General features: G+C 60.5%; 14 protein-coding genes. 8 read left to right on the forward strand and 6 right to left on the reverse strand.

The window, feature by feature from the left end; all coding sequences use genetic code 11:
• Window positions 1-56 precede the first annotated feature (56 nt).
• From VGN12_28940 to VGN12_28950, 3 genes are all read left to right on the forward strand, one after another.
• On the forward strand, window positions 57-953 hold the full coding sequence (locus VGN12_28940; GenBank protein ID HEY4313513.1) for a phosphoribosylaminoimidazolesuccinocarboxamide synthase: 897 nt from the start codon (window positions 57-59) through the stop codon (window positions 951-953).
• A gap of 241 nt (window positions 954-1,194) precedes the next feature.
• A complete protein-coding gene (gene aroC, locus VGN12_28945; GenBank protein ID HEY4313514.1) occupies window positions 1,195-2,334 on the forward strand; it encodes a chorismate synthase in 1,140 nt (379 codons plus the stop codon).
• Between the two features lie 34 nt (window positions 2,335-2,368).
• A complete protein-coding gene (locus VGN12_28950) occupies window positions 2,369-3,676 on the forward strand; it encodes a hypothetical protein (GenBank protein ID HEY4313515.1) in 1,308 nt (435 codons plus the stop codon).
• Between the two features lie 3 nt (window positions 3,677-3,679).
• Here VGN12_28950 and ccsA read toward each other — a convergent pair whose 3' ends face one another.
• The 5 genes from ccsA to VGN12_28975 all read right to left on the reverse strand — a co-directional run bounded on the left by ccsA (window position 3,680) and on the right by VGN12_28975 (window position 11,517).
• Entirely contained in the window at window positions 3,680-7,183 is a 3,504-nt protein-coding gene (ccsA, locus tag VGN12_28955; GenBank protein ID HEY4313516.1) for a cytochrome c biogenesis protein CcsA, read from the reverse strand.
• Window positions 7,184-7,279: 96 nt separating this feature from the next.
• Entirely contained in the window at window positions 7,280-8,476 is a 1,197-nt protein-coding gene (locus VGN12_28960; protein ID HEY4313517.1) for a hypothetical protein, read from the reverse strand.
• 217 nt (window positions 8,477-8,693) lie between these two features.
• Entirely contained in the window at window positions 8,694-9,518 is an 825-nt protein-coding gene (locus VGN12_28965) for an OmpA family protein (GenBank protein ID HEY4313518.1), read from the reverse strand.
• A gap of 81 nt (window positions 9,519-9,599) precedes the next feature.
• Entirely contained in the window at window positions 9,600-11,093 is a 1,494-nt protein-coding gene (locus tag VGN12_28970) for a helix-turn-helix domain-containing protein (GenBank protein HEY4313519.1), read from the reverse strand.
• An 82-nt stretch (window positions 11,094-11,175) separates the two neighbouring features.
• Window positions 11,176-11,517, reverse strand: coding sequence for a hypothetical protein (locus tag VGN12_28975; protein HEY4313520.1), 342 nt, complete (start codon window positions 11,515-11,517; stop codon window positions 11,176-11,178).
• Between the two features lie 571 nt (window positions 11,518-12,088).
• Between VGN12_28975 and VGN12_28980 the strand changes: the two genes are divergently transcribed.
• Both VGN12_28980 and VGN12_28985 read left to right on the forward strand, forming a co-directional pair.
• Window positions 12,089-12,772, forward strand: a complete 684-nt coding sequence (locus VGN12_28980; GenBank protein ID HEY4313521.1) for a 7-cyano-7-deazaguanine synthase — start codon at window positions 12,089-12,091, stop codon at window positions 12,770-12,772.
• A gap of 79 nt (window positions 12,773-12,851) precedes the next feature.
• Complete coding sequence (locus VGN12_28985; protein HEY4313522.1) at window positions 12,852-13,253, forward strand: 6-carboxytetrahydropterin synthase; 402 nt, start codon at window positions 12,852-12,854, stop codon at window positions 13,251-13,253.
• 40 nt (window positions 13,254-13,293) lie between these two features.
• On the opposite strand, the gene VGN12_28990 is transcribed toward VGN12_28985, so the two are convergent.
• Window positions 13,294-14,328, reverse strand: a complete 1,035-nt coding sequence (locus VGN12_28990; GenBank protein ID HEY4313523.1) for a hypothetical protein — start codon at window positions 14,326-14,328, stop codon at window positions 13,294-13,296.
• A 388-nt stretch (window positions 14,329-14,716) separates the two neighbouring features.
• Here VGN12_28990 and VGN12_28995 point away from each other — a divergent pair, with 388 nt between their 5' ends.
• The 3 genes from VGN12_28995 to VGN12_29005 all read left to right on the forward strand — a co-directional run bounded on the left by VGN12_28995 (window position 14,717) and on the right by VGN12_29005 (window position 19,672).
• Window positions 14,717-15,061 carry a hypothetical protein gene (locus tag VGN12_28995; GenBank protein ID HEY4313524.1) on the forward strand — a complete coding sequence of 115 codons (345 nt, stop codon included), beginning with the start codon at window positions 14,717-14,719 and terminating at the stop codon, window positions 15,059-15,061.
• Window positions 15,062-15,997: 936 nt separating this feature from the next.
• Complete coding sequence (locus tag VGN12_29000) at window positions 15,998-18,604, forward strand: hypothetical protein (protein HEY4313525.1); 2,607 nt, start codon at window positions 15,998-16,000, stop codon at window positions 18,602-18,604.
• Window positions 18,605-18,667: 63 nt separating this feature from the next.
• Window positions 18,668-19,672 carry a hypothetical protein gene (locus VGN12_29005; GenBank protein ID HEY4313526.1) on the forward strand — a complete coding sequence of 335 codons (1,005 nt, stop codon included), beginning with the start codon at window positions 18,668-18,670 and terminating at the stop codon, window positions 19,670-19,672.
• Window position 19,673 lies beyond the last annotated feature (1 nt).

Here is a 19,673-nt window from a genome sequence, read left to right on the forward strand (position 1 = left end):
GAACTCATCGCTTCGTGCCCCGCAAACGTCGAGTTTCAATGTCAAGGAGGTTTAGTATGCCCACCACGTCGGCCGTTTTGGAATCGTCGATTCATGGCGTGCCAGTTCGTCGCGGTAAAGTGCGGGACGTCTACGACCTGGGGGACAAGTTGCTGTTGGTCGCAACGGACCGAATCAGCGCGTTCGACTGGGTGCTCCCCACCGGCATCCCTGACAAAGGTCGCGTGCTGACGCAGCTTAGCTCGTTTTGGTTCGACGAATTGGGCGAGCCGAATCACGTTCTGTCGACCGACGTCGATCGCATGGAAGAAATTCCGGCTGGCACCTCGCGAGAGCCGCTGGCTGGACGTACAACGCTCGTTCGCAAGACACAGGTCGTGCCGATCGAATGCGTCGTGCGCGGGTACCTATCCGGGTCGGGTTGGAAGGAATACAAAAAGCAAGGCACTGTCTGCGGCATCAAGCTGCCGGCCGGATTGACCGAAAGCGCTCAGTTGCCAGAGCCGATCTTTACTCCAGCGACCAAGGAAGAGTCGGGACACGACATCAACATCTCGTTCGAGCAAATGGTCGAGATCGTTGGCAAAGAGGTCTCCGAAGAACTACGCGAGCGCAGCATCAGCGTCTATGAACGCGGAGCCGAATTGGCACGCACGAAGGGCATCATCATCGCCGACACGAAGTTCGAGTGGGGACGCTTTCACGACAAGCTGATCCTGATCGACGAAGTGTTGACGCCTGACAGCTCGCGGTTCTGGCCCGTCGACGGTTATCGCCCCGGCGGCAGCCCTCCTTCGTACGACAAGCAGTTCGTACGTGACTGGCTGGAAACGACCGATTGGGACAAGAACAGCACGCCTCCTGAGCTGCCCGAAAACGTCGTTGTTCGCACCCGCGAGAAATACATCGAGGCGTACGAACGTCTGACGGGCCGCAGCTTTCCTTGGCGATAGCACGGGCAAGTTTTCGCTCGGTTCGACCGATTTAGCCGATAGCCCCTTACGGCGCGCATTCGCTTGCGCCGCTAGGGTTGCAGTCGTAGCATGCCCAAGAGCTTCCGCTGGCCAACATACGCCTGTCGGTTGTCCACGGGGCCTGTCCGCCTGCAATGGCCCCAGTTAAAATGGGCGTTTTCGGTCGTGCTGCCCGCCCAGCACGCCTGGCTTCACCCTCTTTTCCAGATACTGAAAGCCCATGCTGCGCTATTGGACCGCCGGAGAATCGCATGGCAAAGCGCTGATGGCGTTGGTCGAGGGCTTTCCCGCCGGCGTACCGATCGCGACCGACCCCATCGACGTCGATCTACGGCGTCGTCAGGGAGGCTACGGCCGCGGCGGCCGGCAGCGGATCGAAACCGATCATGTCGAAATTCTGAGCGGCGTCTGGAAAGGGCAAACCCTCGGCAGCCCGATCGCGCTACTGGTTCCCAATAAGGACAATAAGCTCGAACGACTGGAAGATTTGGATCGCCCTCGCCCCGGGCATGGGGACCTGACGGGTGCCATCAAGCATCTGGGAAGCATTCGCGGCATCCTGGAACGCGCAAGTGCGCGTGAAACCGCGGCCCGAGTTGCCGCCGGCGCGTTGGCAAAGCAATTGCTCGCCCAATTCGGCATCGAAGCGTTCGGCTACACCGTCGAGTTGGGAGGGATCGCGATCGAACCGCAAGCCGGCACTCTGGCCGAACAGCGCGCGTTGCGCGATGCCAGCGAGATTTACTCGCTCAACCCGGAGCAGGATCAGGAAGTCAAAGGTCTGATCGATGCCTGTGGCAAAGAGGGAGATACGCTCGGCGGCATTCTGGAAGTTCGCGTGGAAGGTCTGCCGTTCGGCCTGGGAACGCACGCCCAATGGGATGTGAAGCTCGACGGGCGTCTGGCACAGGCCGTGATGGCGGTGCAGGCGATCAAGGGCGTCGAGATCGGCCTCGGCTTCGAGGCGGCCCGCCGGCGCGGTTCCCAGGTTCACGACGCCATTCATTTCGACCAGAGCCAGCAAAACACGCCGAACCTGGGCTACGTCCGCCCGACCAATAATGCCGGCGGCCTCGAGGCGGGCATGACCAATGGTCAGCCGCTAGTGATTCGCGCCGCCAAGAAACCCATTAGCACGCTGCGTAAGCCGCTGGCGAGCATCAACCTGGGCACCAAGCAGGCGGAAGCCGCGGCCTACGAGCGCAGCGATGTGTGCGCGGTGCCGGCGGCCGGAGTCATTCTGGAAAACGTCGTCGCGTTCGAGATCGCGGCGGCCCTGATCGAGAAGTTCGGCGGCGACAGCCTGGCCGAAATGCGCGCCCGCTGGGATTTGTTCCAGCAGATGGCACGCGAACGCTAATTCGCCATTCCGACGTTAAGCCGAAAGAACAAGGATGTTCCGACTGCGTCAAATCACACGCCGACAATTGTGCCGCGCCGGCTTCGTGCTCGGCTGTTTGTCACCGCTGCTGGCCCTGACGATTTGGGGTACGTATCGGCATTCTCCGGTACACGGTCAAAGCGAGCAGTGGTCGCTGCGCCAAGCGCTTGGCGTGCGCGTCGGATTCAGCACCATCGCGCATCCGCGACCGGGCACGGTGCGCTACAACGACTTGGTACTGGCCGACGCTGAGACCGGGAAACCGATCGCGACCTGCCGCCAGGCCGAGTACCGCAGGTCAGCACTCAAGGGGGACGACCGACTCACGCTCAGCGATCTAACGATCGAGCCGGACGGACTCGCCGGCTGTCACGCCCTACTGCAACGAGTGTTGCGCCGTGAACGTGGGACCAACGTGAATCTGACGCTGGCGATCGATTCGATCACAATCGCGGATCGTAACACGGCCGAGACCTGGACGGCAAGCGGAGTGATTCATGCCAGCGACGAAGAGAGCGCAGCGCGGTTCGTGATCGGTCCGCAGAATTCCGAAGACCCGTCGGCCGATGCGGGCGCGACAACCGATCGCATATCGCTCCGTTTTGCGCGTGATCATTCCACGGGCACACCGACCGACAAATGGGAATTGCATTCCGGGGACGATGGCGTTCCCTGCTCGTGGCTGACGGCAATCGTCGGCGATTTGCCCGGACTGAATAACAGCCGGCTGCACGGTTCGATCTGGGTTCGTGACGCCGCTGCTGGTCAGATTGCCGTGCGGGGCCGCCTGACCGACGTGAACCTGGCGGCAATCGTGAGGCCGTACTTTGGCCATTTCATTGAGGGGAACGTCGAAGTCGAATTCGCCAAACCGGCACATTTTCAAAACGGACGTATCGTCGAAATGCGGGGCACCGTCATCGGCGGCGCGGGACGCCTCGGGCGTTCGCTGTTGGCGGCCGCTTCAACGGCACTGGGCTGCCAGGCGAAATACGAGTCGTCAAACGAAGTCTTTGCGTACGATCGCCTGGCCTTCGAATTCTTTATCGACGCCCAAGGGAGAATGGCCATCGTCGGCATTCCCGAACGTGGCCGGCCACTTATCAGCAATCAGGCAGGTCTAGGGCTGCTGTTCGAACCTCGCACGCAACCGCAACCGGCCGTGAATTTGGCACGGGCTATCGCCATCGCCAATGCGCCCTCGGTGCCAGCCACTCCGCAAGCGGCGCTCGTGCTCAGCCGGTTGCCGACGGCGACGCCGGTCATGGCATCTCGCATTGTGCCGGATGCACCGGCTCCCTCTGCAACTCGCAGAAGGTAAGCGTTATCCCTGCATCGCCGCGCGAGTGCTCCACCATTTCTGTCGTGGCAACAGCCCCAGCGCGACGATTGCCAATTGCGACGCGACGAAGACCAGTAGCGCGAGCGCTATCCCTTCGGTAAAGCCGTACGAGTGCAGGCCGACCGATAGCTGGTTCACGCCGAACCAGCTCCATGCCACGGCAATATTTCCTAGCACGGCCAGGACGGCCAGCCCGCGATCTTTCACCATGCCATCCCACCGGGCGTGCAGTACTAGGGCGTTCCAGAGCACGATGATCAGGGCCCCGTTTTCTTTGGGGTCCCAGCCCCAGAAGCGGCCCCAGGAATCATCGGCCCACAGCCCTCCTAGCACTGTGCCGACGAAGCTAAAGAAGATCGCGAAGCAGACGCTGCCGTAGATCATCCGCACCAGGTCGTCGGCCATGCGCTTTGTCAGAGAGGGAGTCAGCACTCCTCCCAAGATATATATCATCCCCAGGGCGCCGGCTACGAAGGTCGTTGTATACCCGAAGGTGATGCATGTGACATGCGTCGCCAGCCAGAACTGTGTATCGAGCACGGCCTGTAGAACAGTGAACGTGTCTCCGTCGCCGGCCAGCTTATCGGCAATCAAGAGTGTCGAAAAACCAACCGCGCCGGCAACGATATTGCCGATTCCCAGCCGATAAACGAGCTCCAGAACGATGCCCAGCAACACGCCTCCCCAGCCAATGAAGATTGCCGAGGAATACAAATTCGTCACCGGCGGGCGACCCGAAATGTAAATACGTGACACCAAAGCCATCGAATGAATGACGAACGTAAAGAGGACCAGACCAAACGCGGCACGATTCAACGGCCGAGACCAACCCAGCCAGCCGATCGCCGCCAAGGCAAATGCGGCGACATACATCCAGGACGCCCAGAAGAATAGCCGGGCGTGATTGAAGAAGGCCTCGAAGTCGATCTTCCGTTCGTTCAGGTCTTCGGGAGGAGCGCTCCGCAGGTCGTTTTGATACTCGGCCACGGCTTTATTAAAGGCCGAGGCATCCTTCTTGGCGTACGCCACGATGATCTCGTTAAAGGCCATCGTGGCAGGGTTCGGCTTCTGATTCATCAGGTTCGCCTGCGCGAACGCTTTGGTCCAGGCCGTCACGTACGGATCCCAGTCACCTTTGCCCGTGGCTGGCGGAATGGCTAAGGGCGCCTGGATGCGGGCGAATATTTTTTGCTGCTGGCGCATTGCCTCGAGCAGGTCCTCGGCGGCGTTCTCGCGGCGAATCTGCGGCTGATCGAACGAGGTCAACAACGTCGAATACAGCCGTAACCGGTTATCGAGTTCGAGTACCTTTTTCTGATAAATGCTGCGGTCCGCCGGCTCGACGGCATGGACCGCCTGCGATTGCTTGTCGAATTCGGCCATGTGATCGCGAAACTCGTTGACCGAATACCGAAAGCCCTTGCGCCGGGAAAGGCCCAGCATGTCGAGCACTTCCAAATTCTGGATGCGTACAATCTTCTGCTTGGCCGCCTCGGGGGGATCGGCGATCACGTCCAGCAACCATTTCACGGCCGACTGACGTTTGTCGTTCTCATCGGTGTAGGTCTCCGAATCCGAAATCACGCGCAGACTATTCCGGGCGAGCGTGTCAAACGGCTTCATGCGGCCCTCGTACATCACGGGCAGCTTGCCGAAGGCGTCGAGATTCAACTGATCTTCTGCTACGCGCGTAGGACGAACGACGGAGAAGACAAAGAGCAGCGCTGCGCCGACAACGGCCAGCGGCATCGCCCAACTACCGGTCGAACTTTGTTGCGGTGTCGGTCTCGACCGACGACCAGGAACAGGTGGCGGGCTCTCGGCGGAATCGATCACAGCGCGACGTTTCAAAAAACGCGTCAGCACGATCGAAAAATGGGCCAGCAGCCCCGTGGCCACGATCATGCAGGCCACGTAGGGAATCATCCAGCCGGCGTTCGCGACCACGCTCAGCCCCGTGAACTCGCGCCCGGTCGCGGGATCGACTTCCATTTGCGACTGATAAAACGTTTCGCCGCCGTAGCGCAGCGGGTTGTTCATCCAGATGTGGACCTTGCGATCGACGTTGCGCGAAGTGTCGACCAGCCGCAGGTCCGAAGAGTAATTGCTGGGCTTGTCGGTCCCCATGTATTTGTCGAAGCGGCCATCGATCAAATGCATCGAATAGGGCTTGTAATCGCGCTTGAAGCGGAGCGCCACGTCGTACGTTTTGCCGTCGACCGTGACTTTCTCGCCGCCCCCCTTGAACGATTGCAGAATGCCGACCAGGTAGGTGCCCAGCGACTTGTCACCGTTCTGCTTATCCAAAATACGGACATAGGCGGCCGCCATGTCGACCTTGCTATTCGTGTCGGCGCCCGCGCCGGGCCGGGCCGCGTCGGCTGCGAATTGCAAACCTGTGCCAGTGTCCGCCAGATTCGTTTCGCCCGGCTTCACTTCGCGCAGGTTCGAGTTGTCGAGAAACTTCACGACCTCGAAATCGAACGGAAGTTTCTCGTCTTTGACGATCTTCCCCGCGGTCAGGTACGATTTCGGCACGGCCACGACCTCGTCTTCGTCAGGGTTCGACGGATCGATCACGGCCAGTTCCACGGCGCGAATGTCTTGCGCGTAATTGACCGTTTCCCCTTCCTTGATCTGCATCAAGGCTTCGGAATGCAGCCCGTAAACCACGATTTCATTGATCATCATCAGGGCGATGCCGCCGTGCAGTAGCACCACGCCGGCTCGCTTGCGGAATAGCAGCACGCAACCTGCCAACAATACGAGGCTGGCGACGCCCCCCTTGAGCAGTTGCCACAAGATGCGAAGTGACGATGCGCCGAGTTCGAAATCGCTGCGCATGTATAACCAGGCGATCAACACTCCCAAACCCGCTGCGAAAATCGCCAGGCCGATTCGCTCGCCGCGTCGTGAAGGGTCAAGTTTGACTAGCGCGAATAACGTTCCCAACCACAGCACGCCTAGCCCGGCCTTCAGCGCCGTCCACAACGACGACCACTCAATGAGCGGTGCGTCCTGCAATCCGCCGCGGCTCGATCCGCTGGAAACGACGACCCAGGTCATACCGGCGCCGGCAGCGATAACCGCCAGGCCGGCCAGTAATCGCGTGCCGCGTGCTTGGATTTTGAATCGCAACGTGTGCGCGGCCAAAAGATTGGCCAGCATTGCGCCGCCAATCGTAAATCCCCCGGGAAACGGAAAAACGATATTGGGCACGTTCCAAGATCGCGGAAAGAAAACGGGCAGATCGACCCACGCCACGGGAGTACGAAAGTACTCCCCCATGACCTGCCAGATATCCTTGTCGATCTGCGCCAGCGTGCCGGCCATGATCAAGAAGATGGCCATCGCCATTAGCGCGACCGTCAACTTTAGTGAGGCCACGGGGCGCAGCACGTCGGCCACCACGCCAGTAAGGCTGGGTGCCTGCCGATCGTCGTCCAGTCCAGCCGCGTGACGGCGCTGCAGAATATCGCTTGCCATAAGTCTCGCTCGCTCGTTGTTATTCGCTGTCGCCGTTTGAAGGCGTCTGTTCACGTGCCTGCTTTGCCGCGGGACAGGGAACCAATCTTGGCCGGATTATTGCCCCGCTGCCGGCTTCGTGAAATTCACCGAATGCAAGAACGACTCGAAATTCGCTCGTTCGCTCTTCACCAGTTCAGGCGTGCCGGTCATTTTGAAAAACCAGGTTTGTTCGCCGCGCTGCACAACGGCCCCCAAGATCGCCTTCTCGGCCCCGAGAAGTTCGACCAGGTCACCGGGCAGACCACCCACTTCAACTTTTTTCGCCTCGCGTTCCAATTCCTCTGACGAGGTCGCGCCAAGTTGCACCTGTTCGCGCCAACGATTGATATTGGGCAACAAGGTTCCACCCGACGCGCCCAGGCTGATTACGCTGGCCTCACCGCCTGCGCCGACCGAAAACGAGGCGCGGCGCATCCCGCTGGCCGTCACCTCGGTCCAACTGGGCGGCACGTTATATGTCAATTCTCGAGACGCCGAGCCAGGCATCGGTGCAGCGGGCGCGCTATTGGGCATCGGTGCCGATGGTCGGCCGGCTCCCGCCATCGGTCCGGACGGAGGCATCGCGCCCCCGGCAAACGGTGCGCGCGACATGTTGTCCTGCGGTTTCTTGCCGAGCAGATCGACGAAAGTGACCGTCGCGCCGTCGACTTCGAAGCGATCGATATTCTCGCCCAACTGCGCAGGCGATAGGTCGGCCAGCCCCAATTGACCACGCCAGCGATTCAAATTCGAAAGCGTGTACACATCGAGATTCGGCTCGTTGCGCGGCAGCACAGTCACGCTCAGATCAAGCGGTCCGCCGGCGGAGGAAACTTCAATCGTCGCATAGCGCATCCCCGAGGACGGCTTTTGTTGCCAGCCTTGGGGCAGACTCCATTCCGGCGTTCCCTCCGCGCCGAAATGCACCGATTTGACGAGCGCCAGAAAGTTCGCACTTTCGCCGGCCACGACGTCAGCCGGACCTAAAAGGCGAAAAAACCACGCCTGAGGGTCGCGTGGCACGATCGCGGCCAGCATCCGGTAATCCTCCGCAGCACTCGGGGCGGCATCGCCCGGCTCAGGGCCATTTTCCTTGTTGAGCACATGCTCTTTTGGCACCCGGTAGCGGCTGATTTTTTCCTGTCGCTCGCAACCGAGGGCCGACAGGCTTAGCCCCATCAGGAAAGCGACGAATAGTCGTCCGCGCAATACCAACGGGCGCCGACTCGGGCAGTAGAAACAGTACGGCAATCGCGACGTATAAACGGGCATGCGGCAAATACTTAGGGCTGAGAAGGAGAACCCAGGGCCCGTTCAGCGGCGGGGGCGCCCAGCGAGGCGCGGCAGGCCCAAATCCCTCATGCCCATTATAGCGCCGTCAAGCGGCGAAAGTATATATGCCCCCCGCGGCGCCACGGCGGCGGGCAAGGACAAAGAGTCCCGAGCATGGGGCTCGTCAGGCGAGGGCCTGGAAGAGGGGAACACGGCGTTAATACATATTGGTCGTGGTCTCGGTCCAGCCGACGACAGGCGTTTCGGGGCCCATCACGAAGACTTCGACGCGGCGGTTCTGGTGCCGGTCCGCGGCGGTGTCGTTTTCCGAGAGGGCCTGGTGCTGGCCATATCCGGCCACACCAAGTTGGTCGTCGCGCACACCACGATGCCGTAGATAGTCCGCTACAGCCAGCGCGCGGGCGGCGCTGAGATGCCAGTTGTCGGGGTACTTATCCCGCGTCGGCCGCTTGGCGATCGGTCGGGCATCGGTATGGCCGACGATCATTACGCGCAATTCGCTGGCCTCGGGTGATTTGAGAAAATGCGCAAGACCATCGAGCGTCTCTTTAGCGCCCGCGTGCAATTCGGCTTCGCCACTGTTGAACAGCACGTCGATGTCGAAGCGGCTGACCCCCGTCTCGGCATCGTAGGCCAACCAATCGTAGCGCCGCGAAAGCTCTTCCAAGCGCAGGTCACGGGCTGAACCGCGCGGGCCGCGAGCGCCATGAACGAGTGTCTCGACCTCGCCGCGCAGAGTCTTGCGCTCGCGCTGAAAGTTGGCAATCTGCTTGCGATCGACTCCCAGACGCTGGTCCATCTCGGCCAGCTCTTCCTCGGCCTGGATCAGTTGATTCTCGACCGCGCGATTGTGAGCCTTGAGATTCTCGATCTCTTGCTGCTGTGCCTGGGCTTGCTCAGTCAGGATTTGATTCTGACTCTGCGCGGACGACAGCTTGCCCGACGAAGGCCACTGGCAGCCGCAGGCTAGCGCGGTAAGCGCGAGCGCAATGCCGGTTGTGCCTCGAATGAACTGGCCCATGATTCGACTCCTTTCGAATCCACGTATCGTTTCGATCGTACGGTGCTTTCGAGCGCCGAGCGTTTCTTGCCGGCGCGACTGCTAACCGAACAATCCCATGATGGCATCCATGATCGTGCTATTGACCGAATAGGGAGCGTTCCAGCTCCACATGTTTCTCATCAGGTCGTACATCATCATCCCGCACAGCGCCAAAAACAGCAGGCAGAATCCCATCAGCAGCACCACCCACACGGGATAAGGCGTTTCCACACCGAAGGATTGCACCTGCGCACCGGACGCCGCGAATGCCGGCGAAGCTCCACCGCCGCCAAGTCCACCCTCGGCCAGCGACGGGCCCCCACCGACGTCTTCTTCGAGCATCGTCGACATGGCCCCATCGGCCGCGGCGAACATGCTCGAATCCGAACCTTCGAAAGGGGAACCGGAATCGATCGCGATAACTTGTGAACCACTATCTTCAGACGCTTCTTCTCCCTCGGGCGCCATCGGCGTCAAAAGGAACTCGTCACTTGTTTTCAGCTCCATGACCTCGTCGGAATCGAATTCCGTGACGCCGCTGAGGTCTTCACCTGATTCGGACATTTCGAACGACGCTTCGCCGCCATCGGACCTCAGCTCGATCGGAGCATCGAGCGACAATCCGCTGTCGGCCGGATCGACCAGCGAAATGCCGCTGTCGCCCGGGCTAATCGTAATGTCGCTGCCAGGTCCTCCTAGTACGAAATCATCGTCCGAATGCTCATCGCCCAGGGTAATTCCCGAGTCGATAACGGGATCCGGAATTGCCTCGCCGGCGAACACTGTCGAGCTGCCAGCCTTCGGGGGCGGTACCACGCCACTCCCGGCAGGAGGACTCGTCGGAAATGTTCCCAGGTCAAAATCATTGTCCTCGAACGCGCTGAGTTTGATGACACTTTCATCGGCCGACGGTGGTTGGCCAGGCTTTCCGATGATCGTGCTCGACGGACTTTCCAACTCAGGACCGACGGATTGCAGGCGAACTGCGCTCTCGGCGGGCCCGAGCGGTTGCCCGGGAGTTCCGATCATCGTATTGGACGCGCTGGGCTCTTCTCCTCCGACGGCCTCGAGCTTTATCGCACTCTCATTCGGACGAAGCGGAGAACCCGGCCGCCCGATCATCGTGTTCGACGCACCCGCAATATCATCATCCAGCGAGCGAAGCTTGACGTCGCTTTCGGCACTCGACAGCGGCAAGCCCGGCTTGCCGATGATCGTCGCCGATGCACTCGGTCCCGACTCTCCCAGTTCGAACTCGCTGAGCAAAACTACTTCGTCGGAGGAATCGTCGATGTCGTCCGGGTCGATGACCAGGTCGATCGGTGCGTCGCTGATCTCTTGCGAGTCACCCATGATGAACTCGCCCGAAAGATCGCTGCTGACGGCGCCACCAGATCGCTTTTCGGCGACTCGATCGATGTCCTCGGGTTTGAATTTCCAGCTTGTTCCGTCGCGGTACCCGTACAGGTCACCGCGTAGGCGCAATTCGTTGACCTCTTCTTCGCTGACACCCAGTTGTTGGGCCGCCTCGGCCAAAGTAACAAACTTGCTCATGCGTCCCCCTCAAGCGGTTGTGTCCATTTGCTGTCTGCAAACGGACTCGATCCGCCGGACGCTTGCGCGTTTGGGCGGACGATTATCTCTGGTCCACCAGCGACCGTACTTCCGAGGGCAACGGGCTAACGCCGTTGTACTCCTCGATCTGCAGGTCCCAGTGAATGTTCCGTATTCCCTTGAGAACGATCTCGCCTTTGACCGGATCGAGTTGATAGTAACCCAGCACCTGCGTCCGCGGATCGACGATCGTCAGCATCTGACGGCCGTCGGCCATTTGAACGGGATGCGTGATCAGTCCGGTTGAAACCTCGGGCGAAACCGTCGCGCGCTGCGCCCAGGCACGGCCGCTCTCGTTTCCTCCCGCCACAGCGGCGTAAACCAGAGCAGCGCCAGCCAGGGCACCCAGGATCACTCGTCTCATGCAACCACCTAGGGCTGATGGGATTAGGGAAACTGGGGCACTTAGTCCATTCTAAGAACCCCAGAATTCGATTCAACAAAAAACGCTCTCTCGACTGCTTACAAATTGCCGGAAACCACCCGGTTCAGGGCCGCGCCCCTGACCTTCGGTACCGGGATATCGCTACAACCGAACCTTTTCGATCTCCCAGCCCATCCGAACCGGGGATCGATCACGTTAAATCCGCCACAGTTACCGGGCCTAAACGTCGGCCGGGTCACCTACGTGCAGGGTCGCCGCGACCACTCTTGGGGAAACTGCTCGGAGATAAACGGAACCGCTGATCGCGCAGAAAGGACGCAAAAACTAACGAGATAGGAAAACAGGCGGCGAAGTGTACCGGCCTGGTTTGGCAGCCACAAGGTCAAGTCCGCGTGCGAATTTTCTGAAGCAGGGTCTCGGGCAAAGACCTGTCGAACTGGTAGCATGGCCGACCACGCCCGCGAGAGCTGGCTCGACCCGCCAGCGGCGACACCTACAATGACCGCCAGCCAGCATCGTTTCTCTTTGCGATAAAGGATCAACTGTTTCCATGGCCGGCCCACAAGCACCTGCGGATATTGGCGTGCTGGTCAGCGGCGGCCTTGATAGTTCGATCCTGGTTGCCCATCTGCTCGCGACCGGGCATTCGGTCCAGCCTTTTTACGTCCGCTCGCATCTGGCCTGGGAGGAGACCGAGCTAGCTTGGCTGCGGCTCTTTTTGCAGGCCATTGCCCAACCGACCCTGGCTCCCTTGGTTGTCTTGGACCTCCCACTCGGTGACGTGTATGGGGCGCATTGGAGCACCACTGGCACGGCTGTGCCGGATGCGGAAACGCCCGACGAGGCAGTTTATCTGCCGGGGCGAAATGCGCTGCTGCTGATCAAGGCCGTGCTGTGGTGCCAGTTGCGCGGAGTGAAGCGACTGGCGCTTGCCCCATTGGCGTCGAATCCTTTTCCGGATGCGACGGATGAATTCTTCGCGGCCTACGAAGCGGTGTTGAATCAGGCGACTCTTGGTGATTTGCACATCGAACGGCCCTTTGGTGCCATGGCCAAACGCCAGGTTATGAAGATGGGACACAACGTCCCGTTGGAACTAACCTTTTCGTGCATTGCTCCCGAAAATGGTTTGCACTGCGGTCGCTGTAACAAGTGCGCCGAGCGACAGCATGCATTTCGTGACGCCGACCTTCCGGATCCGACGCAATACGCTGATACTGCGGGAACTGATTAACGCTGCCGAATCAACGCCGCTCATACTTTGCCTTACCACCTGACTCAGGGGCTGCCCGTCGAGGACGGCTGACAGACGCATGTTTCGAGTGACGCGCGAAATCGACTTCTGCTATGGCCATCGTCTGTTGAATTACAACGGCAAGTGCCGCCACCTGCACGGGCATAACGGCCGTGCAGTCATCGTGCTCGAGGGGGAATCGCTCGACGACCGGGGAATGCTACTCGACTTCTCGGATATCAAGCGGGTGGTCAGTCAGTGGATCGACGACCACCTGGATCATCGCATGCTGTTGCACCGCAATGATCCGTTCGTTCCGCTCATGCGCGAGACGGGCGAGCCGGTCTTTTTGCTCGACGAGAATCCCACGGCCGAGAACATCGCCAAACTGATCTACGAATTCACCGCCGCGCAAGGGTTCCCGATCGTGGAAGCGCACCTGTGGGAAACGCCGCGCTGCTTTGCCACGTATCGCGGCTGAGCTGCTGGCGCCGGAATCCTCGTGGTAATCCATGGCGCAATCAAGAACCACGAGTCTCGGCAACGTCGGCCCAAAATTGTGCTTCGATCTCGGCGAGCGGGGAGCCGAGGAACGCTTCAAAATCTTCGCCTGCTGTCCGCAGTTGACAGCGGTTATAGAGCTCGACGAAGCGCGCGACTCCGAAGCGTCGAATCAGAAAATCGGCCAGCGCGCCGCCATACGTGTAAACTTCGCCAAGCGGACGATAGTAGTAATCGGGACCAAGTAAGTCGGCGACGGTCAGGCCAGGATTCAATTCTCGTGCTTGAAACGCCCTTGCGGCGAGTTCCGCAGAACTAAATCCCGACTGCGACTCGGCCCAACCTTCGTGCAGCAACATGGGTGGGTCGGCGGTAACAGGACGCTGCTGAGTGATTACAGCATGCGCCAGCTCGTGCCGGTCCAAGTTCCCCTCGGTTCTGGCCCAATCCGACGGACTGGCTGTGCTCCCCAACGCGAGCCCCAAAAACGAGCACTTGTTTTGGCCGAGTAACGACCCTCGCACCCAATGCACTTTGCCGCGCAACGCGTGTCCAATCTTCTTTTCGAGCTCGGCCACGTGCTGATCCATCGCCGCGGCGTCCGCATCGGGCCGCGAGACGTCGCGATAGAACATGACCAGTCGTTCGGTCTCCAGGTGTTGCGGAAAGATGTAGGCAGCTTGCCCTTCCATGAGACTGGCAGCGGCCACGATCACGATTTGCCCAGCGGCGCCATGAGGGGCCTGACGTTCGTCCCATTGGCGGCGAGCCGCCATGAACGGCATCGCGAAGAGCCAAAGCGGAAACAATGCCGCGGTTGCCCACAAGAAAGTTGCCGATCGGCGCTTCGCGCGAATCAATTCCCAGATGGCAAGTCCTACGGCTCCCGCGGCGGCGCCCGCGGCAATCAGAAGCAAGGCTATGAACGCTAGCCAACTTGGATGCAGGATTCGCATCCGCCACTCCACCAGCAGAAGCGTCACCAGCAGCCCCACAGCCAGCCAAACCGTTGCGACCGCCAAGCGCAGCAATCGCCCTTGCTTCGTGGTCGGCATTTCAGCATCGCGCGTGCTCGTTATGGGCTCAGGGTTTTGCATGCACGTAAGCTAATCGCTCACGCGCGCTCGTCCTACTGAAAAGTTGCTCCGAAGATCTCGCAGGCGAACGCGCAGTCGACGCATCGAACGAGCAAAGTTGGACGTCGTCAGTTCGAGTGAATCTGTCGCGGGTTTGCGACAGGAAACTGCACGGCTTCCGCGTGCCGACACTTCTCCTCGGCACTCGTATGAGAAGCAGGCATTGGACTTGCGCGCATTCCGCGTGCGACTTGTTTGATCCGGCACGGCACCTGCATCCTTAACCTGCTAATGGAATGCGGATCGGGGCCCACTAAGTCCGCTTTTCATTTACCCGCAGAGTGGGCATGGAGTAAGGAGCAAGGACATGAGACGCGCACTGATGGCCATGATGGTCGTGGGAGTCTTGGTGGTAGCGACGGGGTTGGCGGATCCCCGTGTCGTCCAAGCCGCGCCGGGTTATTTCAATTTCTCGATCGGAACCCCGGGATACAACTTTGGGTATAGCGGCGGATACCCAGGCGTCGCGCCGTACGGATATGCCGCGCCTTACGCGTATCCCGCACCTGTAGCGCCGCAGCCATATTTTTATGGTGGCGTTCCCTATGGTGCTCCGCGGTACGGATATCCGGCCCCTTACGGAGCGTACTACGGCGGATACTATGGTCGCCCGGGATATGGCCATTACGGTCACGGGCACCATCACTGGTAGCACGGACCTCACTTGCCAGAGCGGCATTCAGTAGTTCGAAATGTCCGAGCGGATCGAGGCGAACCGCTCGGACATGCTGCGTTTTCCGGCGCGATGAGTTCCGCACCGATTTGCCGCGCAATAAAAAACGCTCTGGCGGACCGTTTCCGATCAACACCAGAGCGTACCCTCCTGGGAAGACGCGTCTATGTTTGCATCGTCGGGGGTGGGGGGTGCGACGACGCGTCCTCGGAGTGATTGGTTGTTCTACGTGGCTCGCATTGCATTGGTGCGCGAGCTTCGACCTCTTTGAGTGGTTTTATCGCCCGCGACGACGATCAGCGACATTTGGAAACCGCTCAAAGGGACGCACAACGATATCGGCATGCGGATGGCAGGACTTTGATGCTGTTTGCAACGATGCATTGCTGGCAGCTTGACGCCGTCTGTGCGCGCTCCAGTTCTCGAAGGCAGCAGCTCACGCCATTTCGCACCCGTGCGCAGACTCACTCACCTCGGCAAACATCCGCGGCTTCCCCATTCCTACCGAGTTCAATGCCGACAACGAATGCGGCATGTGGAGATGGCATTCGCGACATCCACGGCGCCGGGAGCGCTGCTAGCTTCGCCGCTTCGCCCAAAGCGCCGCTTTCCAACTGTGCTTGGCGCTTGAGTCGTTAGTCAGTACGGTAAGCCCCTTATTTTTTGGGTGCCAGCGGCACGCTGTCCCGGGTTTTTCTACATTCACTTTGCCGATTGCGTCGATTTTATCGACGGGCAACTCGTCGACGAGAGTCTGTGTTCTTGGGCAGCGCGCGCATTCGTCTTGGTGCGGGCGTGCGCGATTGATGGCGTATGCGCCGGAGTTGCGCGCCAAGCTGGCGCTACCGGTCGAAGTCGAGACGGCATGTTAAGCATCGTTAGGGCGGAAGGACCTCTTCCAGGCAACAAGACTGCATGAGCCGTCGCTCTCCTAGGCAATCCGCCGCCTTCTCGCTCTTCACGTTTCTCGACGTGATGCTCTGCACATTGGGTGCCCTGATCATTGTATTGATCTGCGTTGTTCGCACCGCCCAGCAAAAGAACGCCGACGAGCCGCCACAAAATGCCAGCGAAGTGGAAGAGATCGAGTCCGAGCGGGAAACGCTCGAGTGGCGCGCCAAACATCTGGCGAGCTCGCGCGAGCAAACCCGGGCACAACTACAGGACCGTCGTCTCGAGCTGAGCCATATCGAAGAGCACTCGCGCCGCTTGCGCAAGCAATTGGCCGACCTCGAAGTCGCCAAATCGGCCGAAGCTAAAGAACTCGGCTCCGGCGAGCAGCTAGAGCAATTGCGTGCCGAAACCAAACGCGTTTCGGAACTGGCCGATGCCGCCGAACGAGACTTGGAAAAAGCGCGACTCGAGGCCGATTCGCGCCGCCCTTCGTATGCGGTCGTCCCTTATGAGGGGCCAAGCCAGACCCTCCGGCGCCCTCTGTACATCGAATGCACGGCCGACCGCATTATTTTGCAGCCGGAGAATATCGAGCTAAGTCCCTTCGATTTTGCCGGACCAATGGGCCCCGGAAATCCCCTAGCGGCAGGTCTGCGCGCAGCGCGCGAATACCTGACTAGTTACGAGAATCGCAATAGCGAGGATGCCGGCGAGCCTTATCCGCTGTTGCTGGTGCGCCCTGATGGCGTCGAAGCCTACTACCAGGCGCGCGAGGGAATGACCTCGTGGGGATCGGAATTCGGCTACGAATTGATCGATCAGGACTGGAAGCTCGAATTCCGCGCGCCACAACCGGCCATGGTCGAAGCCATGCGCTTGGCAGTTGACGAGGCGCGCTTGCGGCAACAGGCATTGGCCCGCGCCGCCCCCCGCGCTTTCAACGACAAGAAATCGCAACAATGGTATCGCGCATCGCCGTCAGGTGGCATCGTGCAAGATAGCGGGCCCGGTGAAGGTAGTTCGACTCCCTCGCGCAGTGCCTGGAGCGGACGACACGGCGGCGGTCATCGCGGCGGTGGTGGTGGCGGTTATGCCGCGCAGGGCACCGGCGGGCGCGGCAATTCAGGCGGCGGCTCAGGTCGCGGTTCCGGCGCCGGGCGCTACGCCAGCAACACCAGTGGTCGGGGCGGCGATTCAGACTCCACAGGATCTGGCAACAGCGAGCAAGATCTGGCAAGCGTCTACGGAGCAGCGGCCAGTGCGCCAATCGGCGCCAGCGTCGTCGGCGGTTCAGGCAATGGCTACACCGCGGGCGCGCCGGGGGGAACATTGCCAGGAGGCGTAGCGCCAGGCACGGGATACGGCACGCAGGCCGGCGGCATAAATCCCGGCGGAAATGGCGCGGGAACGAACATGCTGGCCGGCGGCCAGAATCCTGTCAGCGGCGCTGGAGCAAATATGCTGGCCAGCGGTACGGGGCCTGGAGCCGCTTTAAACGCGGGTAGCTCGTTTGCCGGGGGCACAGCAAACGGTCCGGAACTCGGGATGCCCGCGGGTGGTGGTGACTCACTTTCTGGTACTGGTTCTGGCACTGGCGCTCAAACGCCGACGTCGTATCCGCTTCCAAGCGGGGCCAATGGCGACCCTTCGGTTCCCAGTACTGCAGCGGCCGGCGGCAAACCTGGCGATCCGATCGGTGGTTTCGGCAGCAGCACATTCGGCTCGGGCGCCGTCACCGAACTCGGCGCTACCACGGCACAAGGGTCTGGTGATCAAAAGGGCACGGTTCCCGGGGGCGCAAGCTCGGGCGTTGCCACCAACGGCGCGAAATCATCCGCGATGTCCGGAGGAGCCAGCGGCGCTAATGCTAATGGTGCCGCTTCCGGCGCCACTTCAGGTGGAGAATCGGGCAGCTCCGGCCCTCCAGGTGGACAAGAATCCGGCCAGGCCGATGGCTCAGAGCAAGCCGGCGGTCAGCAGGGACCAGCCGGTCAAGGTTACAGCAAGAAATACGCACAGGGGCGTCCCGGACAACAAGGGCCCGGAAAGCTAGGTATGCAACCCGGCGCACAACAAAGCGCAGGAGGTGGCGCTGGACAGCCGGGCAACCCCGGTGGCCAGGCCGGTTTGGTCTCGGCTAATAGCGCCGGCGGTCAGTCGAGCCCGATGGGCGCCATGCCCAGCATTCCGAGCGCGCAATTTGGCGCGACAGAGCAGACGGCCACGAACAGCATGGCCGATCGCCGCGGTAAGAACTGGAGCTTGCCCGAAGAGGCCCGGCACGCCGTGCCGATCACGCGTCCTGTACGTGTCGAGTGTCGCGCCGACCGATTGGTTTTGCCGAACGACGATAATCCCGCGCAGCCGTACGAGATACCCCTGGATAAGTACACGGAAGATTCCGTCGAAGACCTGGTTTCGTCCGTTTGGAAACGCGTGGAAACGTGGGGCTCGGCTGGGCGCGGCATGTATTGGCGGCCGCAGTTGGCGGTTGACGTCGCACCGGGAGCCGAAGGGCGTTACAAGGATCTGCAGACTCTGCTATCCGATAGCGGCATCGAAGTGAAGCCCGCGACCAAAGCCCCGGCACAAGTGGCACGGCCGAAACGCAAAGTGGGCCCCTGGTAACGGGCTGCGAATTCCTTGGCGGCGGTTTAGAACCAATATTGCAACAGCCAGCATTGTCCTGACATGGCACGTCCGGCGCGCGATCAAGAAGAAGCCTTCGGTAACGACTCCTTTTTGGATGTCGTCGCTAACATCGTCGGCATTCTTATCATCCTGGTGGTTATCGCCAGCACGCGGATCAAGAATCTTCCCTCGCTACTGTCACCGAATCTGCTCTCGAAAGAAAAGGCCGTCGAGGCGCTCAAGGAGACCGAGGCGTCGATGGCCGCGCTCGAGCAAGACGTGATGGACCTGAACGCCGAAATTCAAAACGTCTCCGTGTCCACCGCGGCGCGCTATCAAGAGCGTGCCGTGCTGGCACAAGTCGTGGCGCAACGTCAACGCGATTTGGACGAACAGCGCAATGCGCTCGACGGTAAATCACGCGAGCAATTCGATCTCGAACGCTCGTTGGCTATGGCCGAGAACAAGCTGACGCAAATCTCGCGATTAAAGCAGGAGGTCGATACCTCGCCGGCACCCACGATTGAAATCCATAGTTATCCCACGCCGATCAGTCAGATTGTTTACGGCAAGGAAGTGCATTTCCAGTTGAAGCGAGGATTGATCGCCCCCATCCCACTCGAAGCGCTTTTGGAAAAATTCAAACGCCGGGCGCACGAGCAGGTTGATCGCTTGCGCGACGAGCGTGAATTCTCGGACATGGTCGGACCGGTCGATGGTTTTCGCTTGAAATACATCGTCGAACGGGTCGACATTTCGCCCGAGTCCGGCCATTCGGGCAGCTATGCCCAATTGCGGCAGTTCGTATTGATGCCGATGGCGGACGACCTTGGCGAGACGGCGGAAGAGGCCCTGATCAAGCAATCAGCCTTTTTTAGCGCACTAGCCGGTCACGAACCCAAGCGCACCACGGTGACGCTATGGACCTACGACGACAGCTTTCCCGCGTTTCGCGAAATTCGAAAGCAGCTGCACGAAATGGGATTCAGCGTCGCCGGCCGCCCGTTGGCCGATGGCCAGCCGATTGCCGGTTCGCCGCATGGCAGCAAGTCTGCCGCGCAGTAGC

Source organism: Pirellulales bacterium, assembly GCA_036499395.1.
Lineage (GTDB): Bacteria > Planctomycetota > Planctomycetia > Pirellulales > JACPPG01 > JACPPG01.